This is a genomic window from Bacteroides gallinarum DSM 18171 = JCM 13658, from assembly GCF_000374365.1.
GTDB lineage: Bacteria > Bacteroidota > Bacteroidia > Bacteroidales > Bacteroidaceae > Bacteroides > Bacteroides gallinarum.
In genome coordinates, this window is sequence record NZ_KB894118.1 from 131,572 (window position 1) to 148,731 (window position 17,160).

Here is a 17,160-nt window from a genome sequence, read left to right on the forward strand (position 1 = left end):
AAACCGTCTTGCAGGATAAAATCTTTTATCCTGCAAGACGGTTTTATTTGCCTCATGGGCTGATTGTTTTCGTCCCATAAGGTAAATATATCCGTATCGTGGGGCTATGGCTATCCTTTAGCCTTCTTTATATACTCCGTTGGTAGGCAACCTACATATTTCTTGAAACAGGTTGCAAAGTAGGAGGACGAGTTGAAACCTACCATGCTGCTTACCTCGGCTACCGTATAACGTCCGCTTTTCAGGAGTTCGGTAGCTTTCTTGAACCGTACTTTGCGGATGAAGTCGATAGCGGACTCTCCGGTAATCGCTTTTAGTTTCAGGTGCAGGTTGGAACGGCTCATGTTCATCTTTTGGGCAAATTCGTCGGTAGAGAACTCGATGTTGTCGATGTTCTCTTCTACGATGCTTACGGCACGTTTCAGCAGCTCCTCGTCCATTGCGTTGAAGGTTATCTTTTCCGGCTCCACTTCCAGCGATTTGGCATACCGTTCGAGCATGTGCCGGCGGGTACGCATCATGTTCTGTATCTTGGAGGTGAGGACAGTAATGGCGAACGGCTTGGGGATATAATCGTCCGCACCTACTTGCAGCCCTTCCAACTGGTCTTTTATGTCGGTCTTGGCAGACAGGATAATAACCGGGATGTGGCAGGTACGGATATTCTGCTTTATGTTCTTGCACAGCTTGATACCGTCCATTACAGGCATCATGACATCGGTGATGATGATATCCACTTCGTTGTTCTTCAGTTTTTCCAGTGCTTCTTCGCCGTTTCCTGCTTCCAGCGTGTTGAACAGGTCGGCAAGGCCGCTGCTGAGGTAATGGCGGATTTCCTGGTTGTCTTCCACGATAAGGATAGTACCGCGCTTCTTGTCGCCCGTTTCTATGGCTTCATTCTCCATTTTCTCCGTATCGATGAAATACATATCCTTGGAGTTGGTGGAGTAGACTTGCACTTCCTCCTCCGGCGTATGGGAGTCCGCCCGTTCGGAAGCTTTGTATACGGACGGGTCTTGCGGCAGATATACGGAGAACGTGCTCCCTTTGCCTTCCTCGCTTTCCAGCTCGATACGGCCGTGGTGCAAATCTACTAAGCGCTGTACCAGCGAAAGCCCTATTCCGCTTCCTATATGCTGGCTCTCTATCTGGTAGAAACGCTCGAATACCTTGCCCTGCTTATTGATAGGAATGCCGATACCGGTGTCGCTGACTTGCAGTACCAGGTAATTGTTCTCTTCTTTCAGGGTAACGGTGATACTCTTGCCGCTGTCCGTATATTTGAAAGCGTTGGACAAGAGGTTGTTGACTATCAGTTCCAGGTAGTTGGGGTCGAAAAGCTCCTCCTTCTCCTCCAGCTCGGAGTGGAAAGCGTAACTTATCTCTTTGTGGCGTGCCAGTTTGTCGTAATACAGGAAGTTTTCGCGTATCAGCCGGTAGGCATTGCCTTTCTTTACCTTCAACTCGAAAACACCGAGTTCGGCGCGGCGGTAGTCCATAAGCTGGTTTACGAGATGCAGCAGGCGGTTGGCGTTCCGCTGGATGTATTCCAGTTGGTTACGGGTCCAGCGGTCGTTGATTTTGCTGATAACCTCTTGCAGCGGCGCCAGGATTAAGGTGAGCGGCGTACGGAGCTCGTGCGAGATGTTGATGAAGAAGCGCATTTTCATCTGGCTGATTTCTTCGCGATGCTCCTTGTCGCGGCGTTCTATCTCCAACTCCGCTTCCATGCTTTTGCGCAGCCAGAAGAAGCGGAACACGAAAGTGATGAAGCTGATAAAGAGGATGAAGAACAGGACGATAGCCCACCATGTTTTGTACCACACGGGCAGTATGATGATTTTTAGTACGGTGGGCGTAGTATTCCATTTGCCGTCGTTGTTGGCAGCTTTCACCATGAAATGGTATGTGCCGTGGGGCAGGTTGGAGTACGACACCGTGCGCTTGTCCGTGAGGTAATACCACTCTTTGTCGTAACCGTCTAATTTATAGGCGAAAGTGTTGTGCCTGCCGGAGATGTAATTGGATACGACGAACTCCAGGGAGAAGGCCGACTGCCAGGATTTCAGCGTAATGCTTTTCGTGTCGCTGATGTTCTTGGTAAGGATGCCGGTTTCATCGTCCGGGCGGACGATTTTGTTGAACAGCTCCAGCCTGGTGATGACTACCGGTGGGGTATAGGGGTTGTCCAGCAACAGTTCGGGGCGGAAGGTGGTGAGGCCGTTGATACCGCCGAAGTACATTTCGCCGTCGGAAGTGCGGTAGCAGGAGGAGGTGTTGAACTGGTTGCTTTGCAGTCCGTCGGCTTCGGTGAAGTTACGGAATTTCTCCGTTTCCGGATTGAAGCATGAGATACCCCGGTTGGTGCTCAGCCATAAACGCCCGTAAGAGTCCTCGAGTATGCCGTAGACTACGTTGTTGGGCAGGCCGTTGGCTGTGGTGTAACGTTTGATTTGCTTGTTCTTTTCGTTGAAACAGTAAAAGCCTTCGCGTGTGCCCACCCAGATTAAACCGTTGGCGGCTTCGTATATGTAGTTTGTGAATGCCTTTGTTACGTTGGAGGTAGGTAACACCGGTACTTTCCGTATGTCTGTGCCGTGCTGCCTGAATACGGATACCCCTTCCTCGCCGCCTATCCAGAGGCGTTGTTGGGAATCGCGGAACAAGGTCGTAATCTTCTGGACGGTGATAGGTGTACCGTCTTCCTCCCGGGTTATGGTGGTGAAGCTCCGTTGTTCCGGGTTGAAGTGTACGAGGGCGCTTAATGTGCCTAAAAGGAAATTGTTCTCTCCGTCGGGGAGAATGGCATATACATTTTCGTTGACTAACCGGCTGTTGCGCTGGTTGAAGTTCTCGATGCGCCCGCTGTTACGGTGCAGGATGCTTAAGCCGCCGGCGTGTGCGCCCGTATATACCAGTCCTCTCTGCTCGTCCACATATACGGACTTGATGTTGTTGGAACCGAAGCCGTCTTCGCGTTGGTTCTCTTGCAGTGTGTAATGGACAAATCGCTGGCTGTCGGGCATGTACAAGTTCAGTCCGCCGTCATTGGTTCCTATCCACAGGTTTTTCTGCCTGTCTTCCACGATGCAGCTTACAACGTTGTCGCTCAGTGAGTTCTTGAAGGGAATGCGTTCTATGTTTTTAAAGCGGTTGCGGATAGGGTGGTAGTAGTTCAGCCCGCCGAAGTAAGTCCCCAGCCACATGCCGCCTTGCGAGTCCATGAAGATACTGCGTACCGAACGTTGCGAAAGGCTGCCGCTCTCTACCGGGTTGCTGCTGTAGGACATGAAGGAGTCGTTGCCTTCGTGGTAGATATTGAGGTCGTTGAAAGTACCTACCCACAGGCGGTTTTGCGAATCCAGCGCCAGCGAACGGATGTAGTTGGAACTGATACTCTGTGGGTCGGAGGGGGAGTGCCTGTAAATCTTTACTTCCCGGGTCTTGGGGTTGACAAGGAAAAGCCCGGAACCTTCCGTGGCTATCCATATGCGGGTGGGGGATTGCTGAAGTATGCTTTGAATCTGTTTGCTGCTGGGTATGTAAGTAAGTTTTTCAAGCTTTTTCTGCGTAATGGAGTAGCTGTACAGACCGTCCGACGGCGTGCCGATATAAATTTGGTCGCCGTGCCTGTAAAGGGCGGATGCTATCATCTTGTGCATCGCTGTACTGAAAACATCGTTTACGAACCGGGTTGTGGGGATGTCGAATAAAGTCAGCCCCTCCAGCGTGCTGATAAGCAACTGCTCCGGCGACAGCTCTACGATACCGTTGACTTGCAGGTGCTTGCCGTTCTTTTCGTAGTAGAAATTCTGGAATTTGTCTTTTTCCTCATCGTAGTAGGACAAGCCGTCGCGCGTACCAATCCATACGCGCCCCTTGCTGTCGGTCATAACGATACGGGCTATGTCGTTGGCGATGCTGTTCGGGTCGTTTTCATCGTGCTGGTAAACTGTGAATGCGTATCCGTCGTATTTGTTGACACCGTCGTAGGTGGCGAACCACATATTGCCGAGCTTATCTTGTGCTATGGAGAATACTGTGCTTTGCGACAAGCCGTCGTTGATAGATATATAAGAAAAATTTATTTGTCCCCAGGCTTCCGAATAAGCATAAGAGACTCCTGCCGTGCATAAAAGAAGCAGGATAGTGGCTATCTTTTTAAGGTTACTCATTATAAGACCGTAAAATTTATGATGCATCAAAGATAGTAATATCTTTCAAAATTTCGATATGTTACGGATGATTTACACAAATATAGGGTTTTCCGAAACAAATAAGGGGTGGGGGTGAGGGATAGCTTTCGTACTTTTGCGGTATGGTTTAAGTTTAATATCAAAATAGGATGAAGAAAAACATTTTTATTCTCTGTATGGCGATGACGGCAGGTTGCATGGCAACACCGGCCGCACAGGCCGAAGATGCCGGAACATTGGTTCCCCTGACCGAACGGGTAAATGTACAGGCCGATACTGCACGTCTCAATCAGGTTATAGACGGCTGTTGGGTAGCAGTTGGAACAAAGAAGGAGCACGCTATCCAGCGCGATTTTACCTGTTTGTTCAATGGTAAGCCCTCTTACCGCTTCGAACTGCGTAAGGACGACAATACCCTGGAAGGATACGGTAAGGGAGAGACGAAGGGGCGCGCCGAGTTCTCTTATTGTTATGCCACTTCGGCGGACTTCAACGGCTTGCCGGCGGGTGCTTACCGAAAAGCACAAATCACGAAAACCGTATATCACCACGGAAAGGGTATCTGCCCGCAGGGCACCTCGCGCGATTATGAGTTCTCCGTATATATCCCCTCTACCCTGGACAGTGATGTATCTACCATTTTCGCCCAGTGGCACGGCATGCCCGACCGTACGCTTGTGCAGACTCCTGAGGGTGAAGTGAAGCAGTTGACTGTGGACGAATTCATAGAGCTGGAAAAGACGACCGTCTTTAAAAAGAATACCGGACATGAGAAAGTTGCCAAACTGGATAAGCAGGGAAATCCGGTGAAAGATAAAAAGGGAAATCTCGTGTATAAGGCCGGAAAGAAGAACGGTTGGCTGGTAGAGCAGGGCGGTTATCCCCCGTTGGCTTTCGGCTTTTCCGGCGGCTGGTTCTATATCAAGGCGAATTCCGACCGTAAATGGCTGACCGATAAGACCGACCGCTGTAACGCAAATCCGGAGAAAACCCCGATAATGAAGCCCGTAACCTCCGAATATAAGTCGTCTACGATAGCTTATAAGATGCCTTTTGCCGATTTCCCAAAAAATTGCTGGGTTACTTTCCGCATCCATATCGACTGGACTGCATACGGTAAGGAAGCCGAAACTATCGTGAAGCCGGGCAAACTGGATGTGCAAATGGAATACGCCGACAAGCAGAAAACCGTTAAAGAGCATATCGTAAATAACGAAGAAATCCTGATAGGCCGTAATGACGAGGACGGCTACTACTTTAAGTTCGGCATCTATCGCGTTGGCAACAGTACCGTTCCGGTGTGCTATAACCTGGCAGGATACAAAGAGGGTTCAGATTTATAAATTATGATTTGCGATTTATTCGTTAGCGTTTACTCGCTTCGTATAAGTGATATAGTTTCGTATGACCGGTATAATAAGGTGAGGTATCGTTAACGAATAAATCTGGAGGTAATTATATACTGCCTTACAGTAAAGCCCCCTATAAACCATTACAAAGTTTATAGGGGGCTTTACTTATTCTATTGCTTAATAAGGATTCACACTGTAAGACGATATATAGTTACCAATCTGAAAATATACATTTGAAAACCTAAAAAGCTGAATTTAAAATCTTGAAATCTAAAATTATAATTCATAATTCATAATTCATAATTCATAATTCATAATTCATAATTCATAATTCATAATTCATAATTCATAATTTTTCCTATACTCCTCAATGGCATGTTTCCTGCTCTGTATGATTTGCCAACGATAGACGAGGCAAGTGGTGAGGAAATAGATACCGGTTTGCAACCATAGGGCTTGGTACTCGAAGGAAACTTCGTTGAGTGTGGCTCCCATGCTGTTGATGCGTACATAGCCGTTGATACCGAATGTGGAGGGGAAGATATAGGAAAAGTATCTCCAGAATGCGGGCATTGCAGCACCCGGCCAGGAGATGCCGGATAGGAACAGCAACGGTACGGAAGTGAATACGAATAGTAGCATGCAAGTTTCCCGGTTGCGTATGGCAATGGATGCCGTCATGGAGAAAAAGATACAGGCTGCCAGGTAGGGCAGGGTGAACAGTGTCAGTACGCCGGGAATAGCTATCTGGTTGAGGCTGAAAAGGCGGGGGACTACACACAGTATGTACACGGCTACCAGTGAATAGACCATAAAATAGCTCAGCCCTTTTCCCATTACGATACGGAGCGTGCCGTTGTAATGCCGGTTTATGGGAACCAGGTCTTTGAAACGGTTCTGCTCACGGGCTGTTCCGGCAGACAGGCCGATGCCCAGTAGCAGGGTCTGCTGTATAATCAGCATGAGCACGGCAGGTATCAGGAAGGCGGCAAACCCGTTCGTGGGGTTGAAAATGGCTACGTCCTCGTATTCGATAGGGTAAGCCGTTATTTCGTCCTGGCGGGCGGTGGTGTTGCCGGCACGTTCCATTTTAATGTCCGCATTCATCTCCAGCGACACGTTCGTGTTGGCTGTCAACAACGCTTTGTAGTACAGCAGTCCACTCATATCGCAGAAGATGCTGACCTGCGTCTGCTTGCCTTGGGCTATGTCGTCGCTGAAATGGGCGGGTATGTAGATGATGCCGTAAGCCTTGCGGTCTTTCAACATAAGCTTGGCTTCCTCCATGTCGGCGCAGTATGCTACGATACTTGTTTCGGGGCTGGCATCCACTTTCCGCAGGTATTCCCGGCTCAGTGAGCTGCGCGAGTTATCCACGACTGCGGTAGGCACTTCGCGAATCGTTTCGTTGGTGTAGATGAAAGCATATATCAACGGGTAAACCAACGGCACGAGTATAAAGAAAATCAGTACGCCCTGGTCGCGAAAGGTCGTACGGAATTCCTGTTTCCATATATAGAACAGGTCGTGTATGCCTTGTGCTACTTTCTGCTTGAACGTCAACTGTTTCATTAGGGTAGGTATTTATAGTATATCAACGCTTCTTTCAGCCTGTGGGCTATGAGGAAAGGAAGCATCATAAAAATAAGCAATGCCACGTAGTTCATCCATGAATAAATCATCGGGTAGCCGTTCAACGCCTGGTCTACATAGATAAGGAAGTAGTGGCGCAGGGGGAACAGGTTTGCCAGGCTTTGCAGTACGGGATGCATCGCCATGATAGGGAACGACAGCCCGCACATGGAGAACGACAGCACGCCCCATAACGAGGCGAAGCTAAGCCCCAGCCGAAGTGTGGGGAGGGTTCCAATCATCAGTATGCCCATGCCTTGCGATGCCAATACCAGGCAAAGGGTGGCGAGCAGCATCGGCAAGATTCCGCTGTTGCAGGGGAAGTGCAGGAAGCCGTACAGGTACACATTATATAATATGCCCATGAGGAAGAATATGGCGGTATGGGGCAGCAGCTTGCCGGCAAGGGATATCCAGATAGAGTTGTTTCCCATACGCAGCCATTCGCGGGCGGTACGGTCTTTGATTTCCACCCCGATAGAGTAGACGGTTATCATGAAAATGAGTAACATCAATACACCGGGGGCAAAGGTGTTGCACAGGTACACGGAATAGTTCAGCCAGGGGTTATTCAGCGGGTGGGTGTCGATAACAATCGGTTGCAGGAACGCCATTGCCTGGTCTTCCGTAGCGCCTTTGGCATACAGCGAGGTACGTGCGGCGGCTCCCGATGCCAGCTCGCCCATTGTCTTCATGTCCTTGAAAAGCAATGAACCGGCTATGAGCAACGTATTGTTGGTGTAGAAGGAGATTTTGGGCTGCCGCTGGGCTTGTGCTTTGGCGGTCGTTCCTGCGGGAATGTAGTAGAATCCGTAGATTTCTCCTTTTTGCATAGCGATACGTGCATCGCTCACGGTAGGATAATGGGCTATGACGGCTGTCTGCTCGAAAGCGTCCAGGTTACGTGTCAACTGGCGTGAGGTGGTGGTCATGTCCTGGTCTACCACACCTACCGGCATATCGGTGGGTAAGCCGGAATCCATTAGGGTAGTGAAGAATATATAGCAGAACAAGGGTGCTATTACCATGCACGACAGGTATAACGGACGCGAAACAAGGCGGCGAAACTCGCGCTTCATCACGTTCCATAAGGCTATGTATTTATTGTTTCTTTCCATTGCCGCTCTATCACTTTATCACCTTACCGCTTCATCGCTTTTTTATCGTCATTTTTTCAATATCACACTCATGCCTGGGCGTAGGCCTTCCACTTTCTCCAACGGGTATGCCTTTACTTCGAATGTTTTCAGGTCGAATTGTCCCGTGGTCTTGGTGGCTTTCCAGGCTGCGTATGTGCCGAGGTCTTTCATGTAATACACTTTCAGGCGGATGTTCCGGTCGAGTGCGGGGATGAAAGCCTCGAACTCCGTATGCATGCCCAATCCCTGCAATAAGTCCTCGCGTACGTTGAAGGTTACCCACATATCGTCCAGGATAGCGATGTTCATAATGGGAGCGCCCGTACCTACGAGTTCACCCACTTTGGGGAATATTTCGGAAACTTCTCCGGCTGCCTGGGCTATCAGGTAGGTTTCCTTGATATACGATTCCACTTCGGCCACTGCTCCCTTGGCGCGTTCTACCAATGCTGCTGCGGCAGCCTTGTCTTCGCGTTCGGCGCCGTTCTTTGCCATGGTGTATTGGGCTTTGGCCGCTTTCTCGGTGGCTTGTGCCGCATCGCGTTGGGCTGTCACTTCATCCAGCTTTTGAGCGGACATAACGCCCTGGTCGTGCAGGTTCTTCACCCGTTTGTACGATTTCTCCGCTATGGCAAGCCCTGCCTGTGCTTTCTGCCACATCTCGTAGGCTGCCTGTACCTGTTCCTGGCGCAAACCTTTTAAGGCTTTTTCGTTCTGGGCTTGTGCGGCGGCTTCGGCAGCACGTGCCTGTTCCAGCTTGGCTTGTACATCCGGAGCTTCGAGAATGGCAAGCGTGTCTCCTGCCTGTACGCTCTGCCCCTCTTTTACCCGGAACTCCAGGATACGTCCCGGCACTTTGCTCGATACACGGTATTCTGTTACTTCTGCCTGGCCTTGTATGATTTCCGGTCCCTTGCGCAGCATGAAGAAACCTACCAGGGCAACAATGGCAATGACTCCCGTCAGGGTAAGGAATGCCAGCAACATGTTACTGTTTTGTGATTTTGTATCCATTTTATGATTTCAGATTTATAATTTACATACTTTCAAATTCCGTTCTCTAAAGGTCGATTTCATAACTCTGTACCTCTGCTTCAGGACTCTAAGGGAGGGTAAAACAACGGCTCGCTTATTATCTGTTTTTCTTTAGGTACGGCTTGCGCGGACTTTCACGGTTCTCTTTATTTTATCCGTGTTTCCGTATAATCCGTGGCTGAAAGAAATCAGCCTGAAAGAAGTCACCGGGCACGTTTTGGCATCCTCCCCTTAATTTTCAATCCTTAAACTTCCGGTTGCCTTCTTTAGATAGATTTCCGTCAGTTTCACATCTATTTGGGCGTCTATCTTCTCCGATTGGGCGGACAGCCAGGCGGTATGCGCTTCCAGTACATTACTTGCCGGGATAACGCCTTCCTCGAACCCGAGGGTGGCGTAACGCAGGTTTTCATCTGCCTTTTCCAGATTCTTTTCGGCCATAATGAGCTTTTTGGCTGCTTCGTTCACTTTGAAAACCGATTGGTTGACTTGCAGCTCTATCTTTTCTTTGGCATCGTCCAGCTGGTATCGGGTGATACGTGCCTCGGACTTGGCGGCTTTCACTTTATAAATCCCTTCTCTCCAGTGCCAAATAGGAATGCTTACTGTGACGCCTACATTCCATGTGTCTTTGAACTTGTTCTGGAAACCGTTGAATACGGAAGGATTGGTAGCCATATAATTGCCCATGAAGGCTATGGACGGCAGAAATTCCGAACGGGCGACATTCACTTTCTGTTTGTAGATTTGAGCAGCGAGTTCCAGGCTGCGTACTTCCGGACGGGTGGCGTATACATTATTTATATCGACACTGCTGTTGTCTACGGGAGCAGGGGCTAAGTCTTCCTCTTTTTCGTCCGCCAGGGTGACAGGGCTGCTGAGGTCTAATCCGCATAGCTGGCATAGCAACATCTTGGCGAGGCTTAAGCCGTCGTTTACCTTAGTCAGGGTCATTTCGGCCTCGTTTACTTTTACTTTGACCGACAATCCGTCTGCTTTGGTGGCTACTCCTTCGGCAATCATCTTGTCTATATCGCTTTCCAGTTTTTGCAGGAGTTCGAGGTAGCCTTCCGCCAGTTTCTTCTTATTGGCAAGAGATACTACCTGCCAATATGCCTGGTCGGTACTTAGGATAACTTCCTGCATTCCGCTGTTGTGTTGCTGGCGTGCCAGTTCCTCGGCATATTTGGTGATTTTGTTATAGGCGCGTATCTTGCCGCCCATGTAGAGTGGCTGGGTCAGTGTCAGGGCTCCGGCGTACATATTGCGCGTGTCGGTGCGGAAAGCATCTACGAGCGACTGCCCCAGCCCGTTCAACGGGGTGGCGATATCGGTATTGCCCAGCGACTGGACAAGTGCCAGGAACTGCGGGTTTTCCGCCAGTTGCGGGTATTGCGTCATCATTCCCTGAATGCCGTTTTGCAACGCACCGCTTACTTGGGTTCCTACGGAGCCGAGTGCGCTTTTCTGCGCATCGCTCAATAACGAGAACTCTTTTTGGCTGCGCATATATCCGCCGGCAGCGGATATTTTGGGCAGATAGTTTGTAAATGCCGCTTTTTTCCGGTAATGCGCCGCATTGATTTTTTCCTGGCTTATCAGGAGTTCTTTGTTGTTGGCAATAGCCAATGCACGGCAACTATCCAAGCTCAGAACATCCTGTGCTACCATTGGAAGCATCAGGCAGGCCAAACAGATGAAACAGAAGAACTTTTTCATTGTGTCTATACATTAGAATAGTAGTGAAATCGTTGTTTTACGAAGCAACAATAATTGCATAAACAACGATGCAAATGTATAGGCTTTCAATGATATGGCAAAATAATTTAGCGCTTTTTTGTTTAAAGACGCTAAATAGACCAATTTATATTACTTTGCTCCTAATTTTGTCCGGGGAGGGTTTTAGTCCAGACCGAAGGATTGGGAACCGATAAGCGTTCCTTCCGAGAATATGTCTACACGGTAGCTGCCTGCGTAGAGATATTCTTCCACGTCCCAGTAAACCGTTACATGCTGTTCTTCGCCGTTGTACTCGATGTATTTCTTGATAGAGTACACCAGGTCGCGGTTTTCGTAGGGGAATGTGTTGGACGGGCTTTTGCTGAGTACGTCGTTGTCGGGCTTGGTGATACGTACATAGAGGGTACGTTCGCCGGTTTCGGCGGTTATGTTCTTAACGATTGTAAAGTCGATTTTCAGCTTGACGATGTCTTTCACCTTCTTGGCTCTCTTGCCCCGTTTGTTGGTAGCCTGCACGTTGATGTTCGTTGCATCCAACTGGGCGGCGAGCGTCACTTTCTTGTTCAGCGTGTTTTTCTCTTCGGCGAGGTTGCTTATTTGGCGGGAAGCGTCGTTGTATTTGCGGGTAACATCGGCTATCACCTCTTTTTGATGAGTGGTGAGGCGGCTCAGCGAGTCTATCTGGTTGATGTAGCTGACCATTACCTTACGCAAGGTAGCCAGTTCTTTTTTCAGGCGGCGTATCTCGGTTGCATTGGTGCTTTTTACGGTACGCAGCTCCTCCAGCAGACGCTGGGTCTTTAGCTGCTCCTGCTCCAGCAGGGCGGACAACGAGTCGTTGGAAACGGTGAGTTTCAACTCGTCGTACTGCTTGGCGAAATCGGTATATTGGTTTTCCAGGTCTTCTTTTTCCAGATTGAATTCCTGTACCAGTTCCCTGTTGGTCTGTTTTTCTGAAACCAGCAACGCGGTAACACCTATCAGTAATAATATTAAAAGGCTTCCGACAACAATCTGAAGCGTATTTCTTTTATTGGCCATTTTGATAGCGTTTAGTGGTTAATGATTAACGGTTAACAGACGGGTTGCCTTCCTCTATAATCGTAAATCGCCGCAAAAATAATCATTAATTACCAATCACTAACCACTAACCACTATCAAATTCTTCATTTAACTAAAATTATTACGGAAAAATTTCTTTAATAAGGAATGTCGTTGTACTTTTGTGCCAACTTTATAAAACACTTATAAACAAAAAACTTTAGAAATTATGTCAAAAGTAACCGTAGTAGGTGCAGGTAACGTAGGTGCTACATGCGCAAATGTGTTAGCCTTTAACGAAGTGGCTGACGAAGTGGTAATGCTGGATGTTAAAGAAGGCGTTTCAGAGGGTAAAGCAATGGATATGATGCAGACTGCTCAACTGTTGGGCTTCGACACCACTATTGTAGGTTGTACCAACGATTATGAGAAGACTGCCAATTCCGACGTTGTCGTAATCACTTCCGGTATTCCCCGTAAGCCGGGTATGACCCGCGAGGAGTTAATCGGCGTGAATGCAGGCATCGTTAAGTCGGTTGCACAGAACATTCTGAAATATTCTCCCAACGCTATCCTGGTGGTTATTTCCAATCCGATGGACACCATGACTTATCTGTCATTGAAGTCACTGGGTATTCCTAAGAACCGTATCATCGGTATGGGCGGCGCTTTGGACAGCTCACGTTTCAAATATTTCCTGTCTCAGGCTTTGGGCTGTAATGCCAACGAAGTAGAGGGTATGGTTATCGGCGGCCACGGCGATACGACCATGATTCCTTTGGCTCGCCTGGCTACTTACAAAGGCCAGCCGGTAAGCACGCTGTTGAGCGCAGAAAAACTGGACGAGGTAGTTGCCTCTACTATGGTGGGCGGTGCTACCCTGACTAAGCTGTTAGGCACTTCCGCTTGGTATGCTCCGGGTGCGGCAGGTGCTTACGTAGTTGAGTCTATCATCCACAACCAAAGGAAGATGATTCCCTGCTCGGTATATCTGGAAGGAGAATACGGTGAGTCCGATATTTGCATCGGCGTTCCCGTTATCCTCGGCAAGAACGGTATCGAAAAGATTGTTGAACTGGAACTGAACGCTGACGAAAAAGCTAAATTCGCTGCCAGCGCTGCTGCTGTTCACAAAACAAATGCTGCTCTGAAAGAAGTAGGCGCTCTCTAATTGAGGGGTAACTTAAAGTATAAGTAAAGCCTCACGAACTTTTGCCGGAAAGGAAAAGTCGTGAGGCTTTTGCATTTTTTTATTATCTTCATGCCGTCCGTCATTCAGAGCGTTGCGAAAAATCCGCTCTCTTTATGTTGCGTATTGGAAAGGGATTTGTCGCTATGCTCCGAATGACGGACGGTGAAAAACATACCACTTTTTTATTACCCGCATATGAAAAAACTATTATTCAGTTTAGCCGCTATTTGTATGGCCGGCTTTACCTTTGCACAGGATGCTCCGCTCTGGATGCGCCATTGTGCCATTTCTCCCGACGGCACTACGATTGCTTTCACTTACAAAGGCGATATTTATACAGTACCGGTCAGTGGCGGGCGGGCTATGCAGCTTACTACCAATCCCGCCCATGATACGGAGCCGGTATGGAGTCCCGACAGCAGGCAGATTGCCTTTGCTTCCGACCGCATGGGAAGTATGGATGTTTATATCGTTTCAAAAGACGGCGGCGAGCCTCGCAGGTTGACTACTCATTCGGGAAGCGAAACGCCCGTGGCATTCAGCGATGCCGGGCATATCCTGTTTTCCGCAGATATTATGCCGTCTGCCGAAACAGTTCTTTTCCCTTCCAACGGGCAATTCAAGCAGGTATACAAAGTACCGGTAGAGGGCGGCCGTCCTATCCTTTATTCACCGATGCCAATGGAGTGCATTTCTATCAATAAGGAAGGGGCGATGCTTTATCAGGATAAGAAAGGCTATGAGGATTATTGGCGTAAACACCAGGTTTCTCCCATTGCACGCGACATATGGATGTATGCACCGGGTGAAAAGCCAGCTTATCGGCAATTGACCACGTTCGGCGGTGAAGACCGCGAACCGGTTTGGGCGCCCGACGGCAAGTCTTTTTATTACCTGAGCGAAGAAAACGGCACTTTCAACGTGTACCGGCGTACTCCCGGCGCAACTTCCGCCGTGCAGATTACCCGCCACACCAAGCAGCCGGTACGTTTTCTCAGTATAGCCGCCGACGGTAGGCTTTGCTACGGCTACGACGGCGAAATCTATACACTGGTTCCCGGCAGCGAACCCCGGAAAGTGAATATCCGTATTGTTTCCGACAGGAGCGACAAGGATTTGATTCGTCAGATTAAAAGTAGCGGGGCAACGGAAATGGCTTTGTCTCCCAGTGGTAAAGAGGTAGCTTTCGTGCTTCGTGGAGACGTGTATGTTACTTCGGTCGATTACAAGACTACCAGGCAGATAACGAATACCCCTTGCCAGGAACGTGATGTGAATTTTGCCCCTGACGGCCGTTCATTGGTATATGCCTCCGAGCGCAATGGACTTTGGCAGCTTTATACTTCTACGATTGTCCGTAAGGACGAAAAACAGTTTACCTATGCTACGGAGCTGAAAGAAGAACGTTTGACTAATTCGGAAACAGCCTCTTTCCAGCCGCAGTACAGCCCCGACGGAAAAGAAGTGGCGTTTCTTGAAAACCGTACGGCTATTCGCGTTATAGACTTGAAAACGAAAGAGGTACGTACCGTAATGGATGCCAAGTACCAGTATTCTTATTCCGACGGTGACCAATGGTTCCAGTGGAGTCCGGACAGCAAATGGATTCTTTCTGATTTCATAGGCATCGGCGGTTGGAATAACAAGGATGTTGTGCTGCTGAATGCCGACGGAAAGGGAGAAATGGTGAACCTGACCGAAAGCGGTTATACGGACGGCAATGCCAAATGGGTATTGGGTGGAAAAGCGATGATTTGGACGAGCGACCGTGCCGGATATCGCAGTCACGGCAGTTGGGGAGCTGAGGATGATACGTATATCATGTTCTTCGATGCCGAGGCTTATGACCGTTTCCTTATGAGCAAGGAAGAAACCGCCTTGCTGGAAGAAGCCGAAAAAGCGGAGAAGGAAGCAAAGGAAAAAGCCGATAAGAAGAAAGATTCCAAAAAGAAAGGCGATAAAGAAGAAAACGATGCAGAGAAGGAAAAGAAAGTAGAACCTTTGAAGTTCGATTTGGAGAACCGTTTCGACCGTATTGTACGCCTGACAGTCAACTCCTCCCATATGGCAGACGCCGTGCTTACTCCGAAAGGGGATGCACTCTATTATCTGTCTACTTTTGAAGACGGTTACGACCTCTGGAAGCATGATTTGAAAGAAAACTCAACCAAAGTTCTTTTGAAGGACGTGGGTGCGGGTGCTTTGCTGCCTGACAAGGAAGGGAAGAATATTTTCCTTTGCAGCCGTGAAGGTATGAAGAAAATAGAGACGGAGGGCGGTAAAGTCACTCCGATAGAGTTCGAGGCTTTCTTCGATTATCGTCCTTATGGGGAGCGTGAATATATTTTCGACCATGTTTGGCAGCAGGTATACGATAAGTTCTATGTGGAAGACTTGCAGGGAACGGACTGGAACGGCTATAAAGCGACTTATGAACGTTTCCTGCCGCATATCAACAACAACTACGACTTTACGGAGATGCTGAGTGAAATGCTGGGCGAGCTGAATGCCTCGCATACGGGAGCACGTTACTATGCTTCCGGTGCAACACTGCCTACGGCTGCATTGGGCGTATTCTATGACGAGTCGTACGCCGGCGATGGGCTGAAAATCAAGGAAATCATCGCTCAAAGTCCTCTGACCAAGAAGAAAACGGACGTTAAGCCCGGTTGTATAATCGAGAAGATAGACGGTGTGGCTATCAAGGCGGGTACGGATTATTTCCCGTTGCTCGAAGGCAAGGCTAATCGTAAAACGGTTCTTTCGGTTTACGACCCCGACACGAAGAAACGTTTCGAAGAGACTGTCAAACCCATTACTTATGCGGCGCAAAGCGAGCTTCTTTATAAGAGGTGGGTGGAAAACTGCCGTAAGAAGGTAGAAGAACTCTCCGGCGGACGTATCGGTTATGTCCATATCAAAGGAATGGATAGCCCGAGCTTCCGCAAGATGTATTCCGAGTTGCTGGGACGTAACCGCAATAAGGAGGCGGTAGTGGTGGATGTCCGTCATAACGGTGGCGGCTGGCTGCACGATGATGTTGTAACATTGCTTGGCGGCAAAGAGTACGAGCGTTTTGTTCCGCGCGGACAGTATATCGGAAGCGACCCGTTTAATAAATGGCTGAAGCCGTCCTGCATGTTGGTGTGCGAGGACAATTACAGCAATGCCCACGGTACTCCGTTTGTCTACAAGACTTTGGGCATCGGCAAATTGGTAGGTACTCCGGTTGCCGGAACGATGACCGCCGTATGGTGGGAACGCCAAATCGACCCGAGTATCGTATTCGGTATTCCACAAGTCGGTTGTATGGATATGCAGGGCAATTACCTGGAAAACCAGACCTTACAGCCGGATATTTTGGTGTACAATACACCGGAAGAAGCGATAAACGGAGACGATACACAGTTGAAGGCTGCGGTAGAACATCTGTTGAAGCAGTTAACATCGAATCCTGAATGAAGTTAACTAAAAGATAGATAATTAGTTAACATCTTAATAGGAGGAAGTTAACTTCGTAATGGCAACGAAGTTGGGACATTCAGTAAATAATATAAAATCAGCCAACTAATTCATACACAAAATATTGCGAATTAGCTGGCTTTTTTGTATCTTTAGGTATTCCCCCGCAAATAAGGTTTGAAGGCCAAAACGGGGGAAATTCCCCGACTAAGATATGGCTAAGATACAAAATATTTCCGAAATTCACCCAACTTTGGGCTTCACAGAATTTGATGTTCTGGAAAAATACCGCAAAAGTTTTAATGAGAGTGAGCTTGGCAGGCTTCACTCAGTGTTCCCGTTTGAACGCATGGCAAAAGCCGCAGGCCTGT

At 48.6% G+C, this 17,160-nt stretch carries 9 protein-coding genes and 1 pseudogene; 4 read left to right on the forward strand and 6 right to left on the reverse strand.

Annotated elements, in window-relative coordinates; all coding sequences use genetic code 11:
• Positions 1-110: 110 nt before the first annotated feature.
• Positions 111-4,175 (reverse strand): hybrid sensor histidine kinase/response regulator transcription factor, encoded by a 4,065-nt coding sequence (locus C233_RS0104250; protein WP_018666178.1) that lies wholly within the window; start codon positions 4,173-4,175, stop codon positions 111-113.
• Positions 4,176-4,345: 170 nt separating this feature from the next.
• On the opposite strand from C233_RS0104250, the gene C233_RS0104255 reads away from it, so the two are divergent.
• Complete coding sequence (locus C233_RS0104255; protein WP_025068895.1) at positions 4,346-5,539, forward strand: heparin lyase I family protein; 1,194 nt, start codon at positions 4,346-4,348, stop codon at positions 5,537-5,539.
• A gap of 348 nt (positions 5,540-5,887) precedes the next feature.
• On the opposite strand, the gene C233_RS0104260 is transcribed toward C233_RS0104255, so the two are convergent.
• From C233_RS0104260 to C233_RS0104280, 5 genes are all read right to left on the reverse strand, one after another.
• Complete coding sequence (locus C233_RS0104260; protein WP_018666180.1) at positions 5,888-7,120, reverse strand: ABC transporter permease; 1,233 nt, start codon at positions 7,118-7,120, stop codon at positions 5,888-5,890.
• Positions 7,120-8,298 carry an ABC transporter permease gene (locus C233_RS0104265; RefSeq protein WP_026314725.1) on the reverse strand — a complete coding sequence of 393 codons (1,179 nt, stop codon included), beginning with the start codon at positions 8,296-8,298 and terminating at the stop codon, positions 7,120-7,122. Before C233_RS0104265 ends, C233_RS0104260 begins: the two co-directional genes overlap by 1 nt.
• 48 nt (positions 8,299-8,346) lie before the next feature.
• Positions 8,347-9,333: an HlyD family secretion protein gene (locus C233_RS0104270; RefSeq protein ID WP_025068896.1), complete on the reverse strand. Its 987-nt coding sequence runs from the start codon at positions 9,331-9,333 to the stop codon at positions 8,347-8,349.
• Positions 9,334-9,585: 252 nt separating this feature from the next.
• On the reverse strand, positions 9,586-11,073 hold the full coding sequence (locus tag C233_RS0104275) for a TolC family protein (RefSeq protein ID WP_018666183.1): 1,488 nt from the start codon (positions 11,071-11,073) through the stop codon (positions 9,586-9,588).
• 183 nt (positions 11,074-11,256) lie between these two features.
• Complete coding sequence (locus C233_RS0104280; protein WP_018666184.1) at positions 11,257-12,135, reverse strand: hypothetical protein; 879 nt, start codon at positions 12,133-12,135, stop codon at positions 11,257-11,259.
• Positions 12,136-12,364: 229 nt separating this feature from the next.
• Between C233_RS0104280 and mdh the strand changes: the two genes are divergently transcribed.
• The 3 genes and pseudogenes from mdh to C233_RS23460 all read left to right on the forward strand — a co-directional run.
• On the forward strand, positions 12,365-13,306 hold the full coding sequence (gene mdh / locus C233_RS0104285; RefSeq protein WP_018666185.1) for a malate dehydrogenase: 942 nt from the start codon (positions 12,365-12,367) through the stop codon (positions 13,304-13,306).
• 216 nt (positions 13,307-13,522) lie between these two features.
• Entirely contained in the window at positions 13,523-16,789 is a 3,267-nt protein-coding gene (locus C233_RS0104295) for a S41 family peptidase (RefSeq protein ID WP_026314726.1), read from the forward strand.
• 214 nt (positions 16,790-17,003) lie between these two features.
• Positions 17,004-17,160 (forward strand): annotated as a pseudogene (locus tag C233_RS23460) (DDE transposase); the annotation flags it as partial.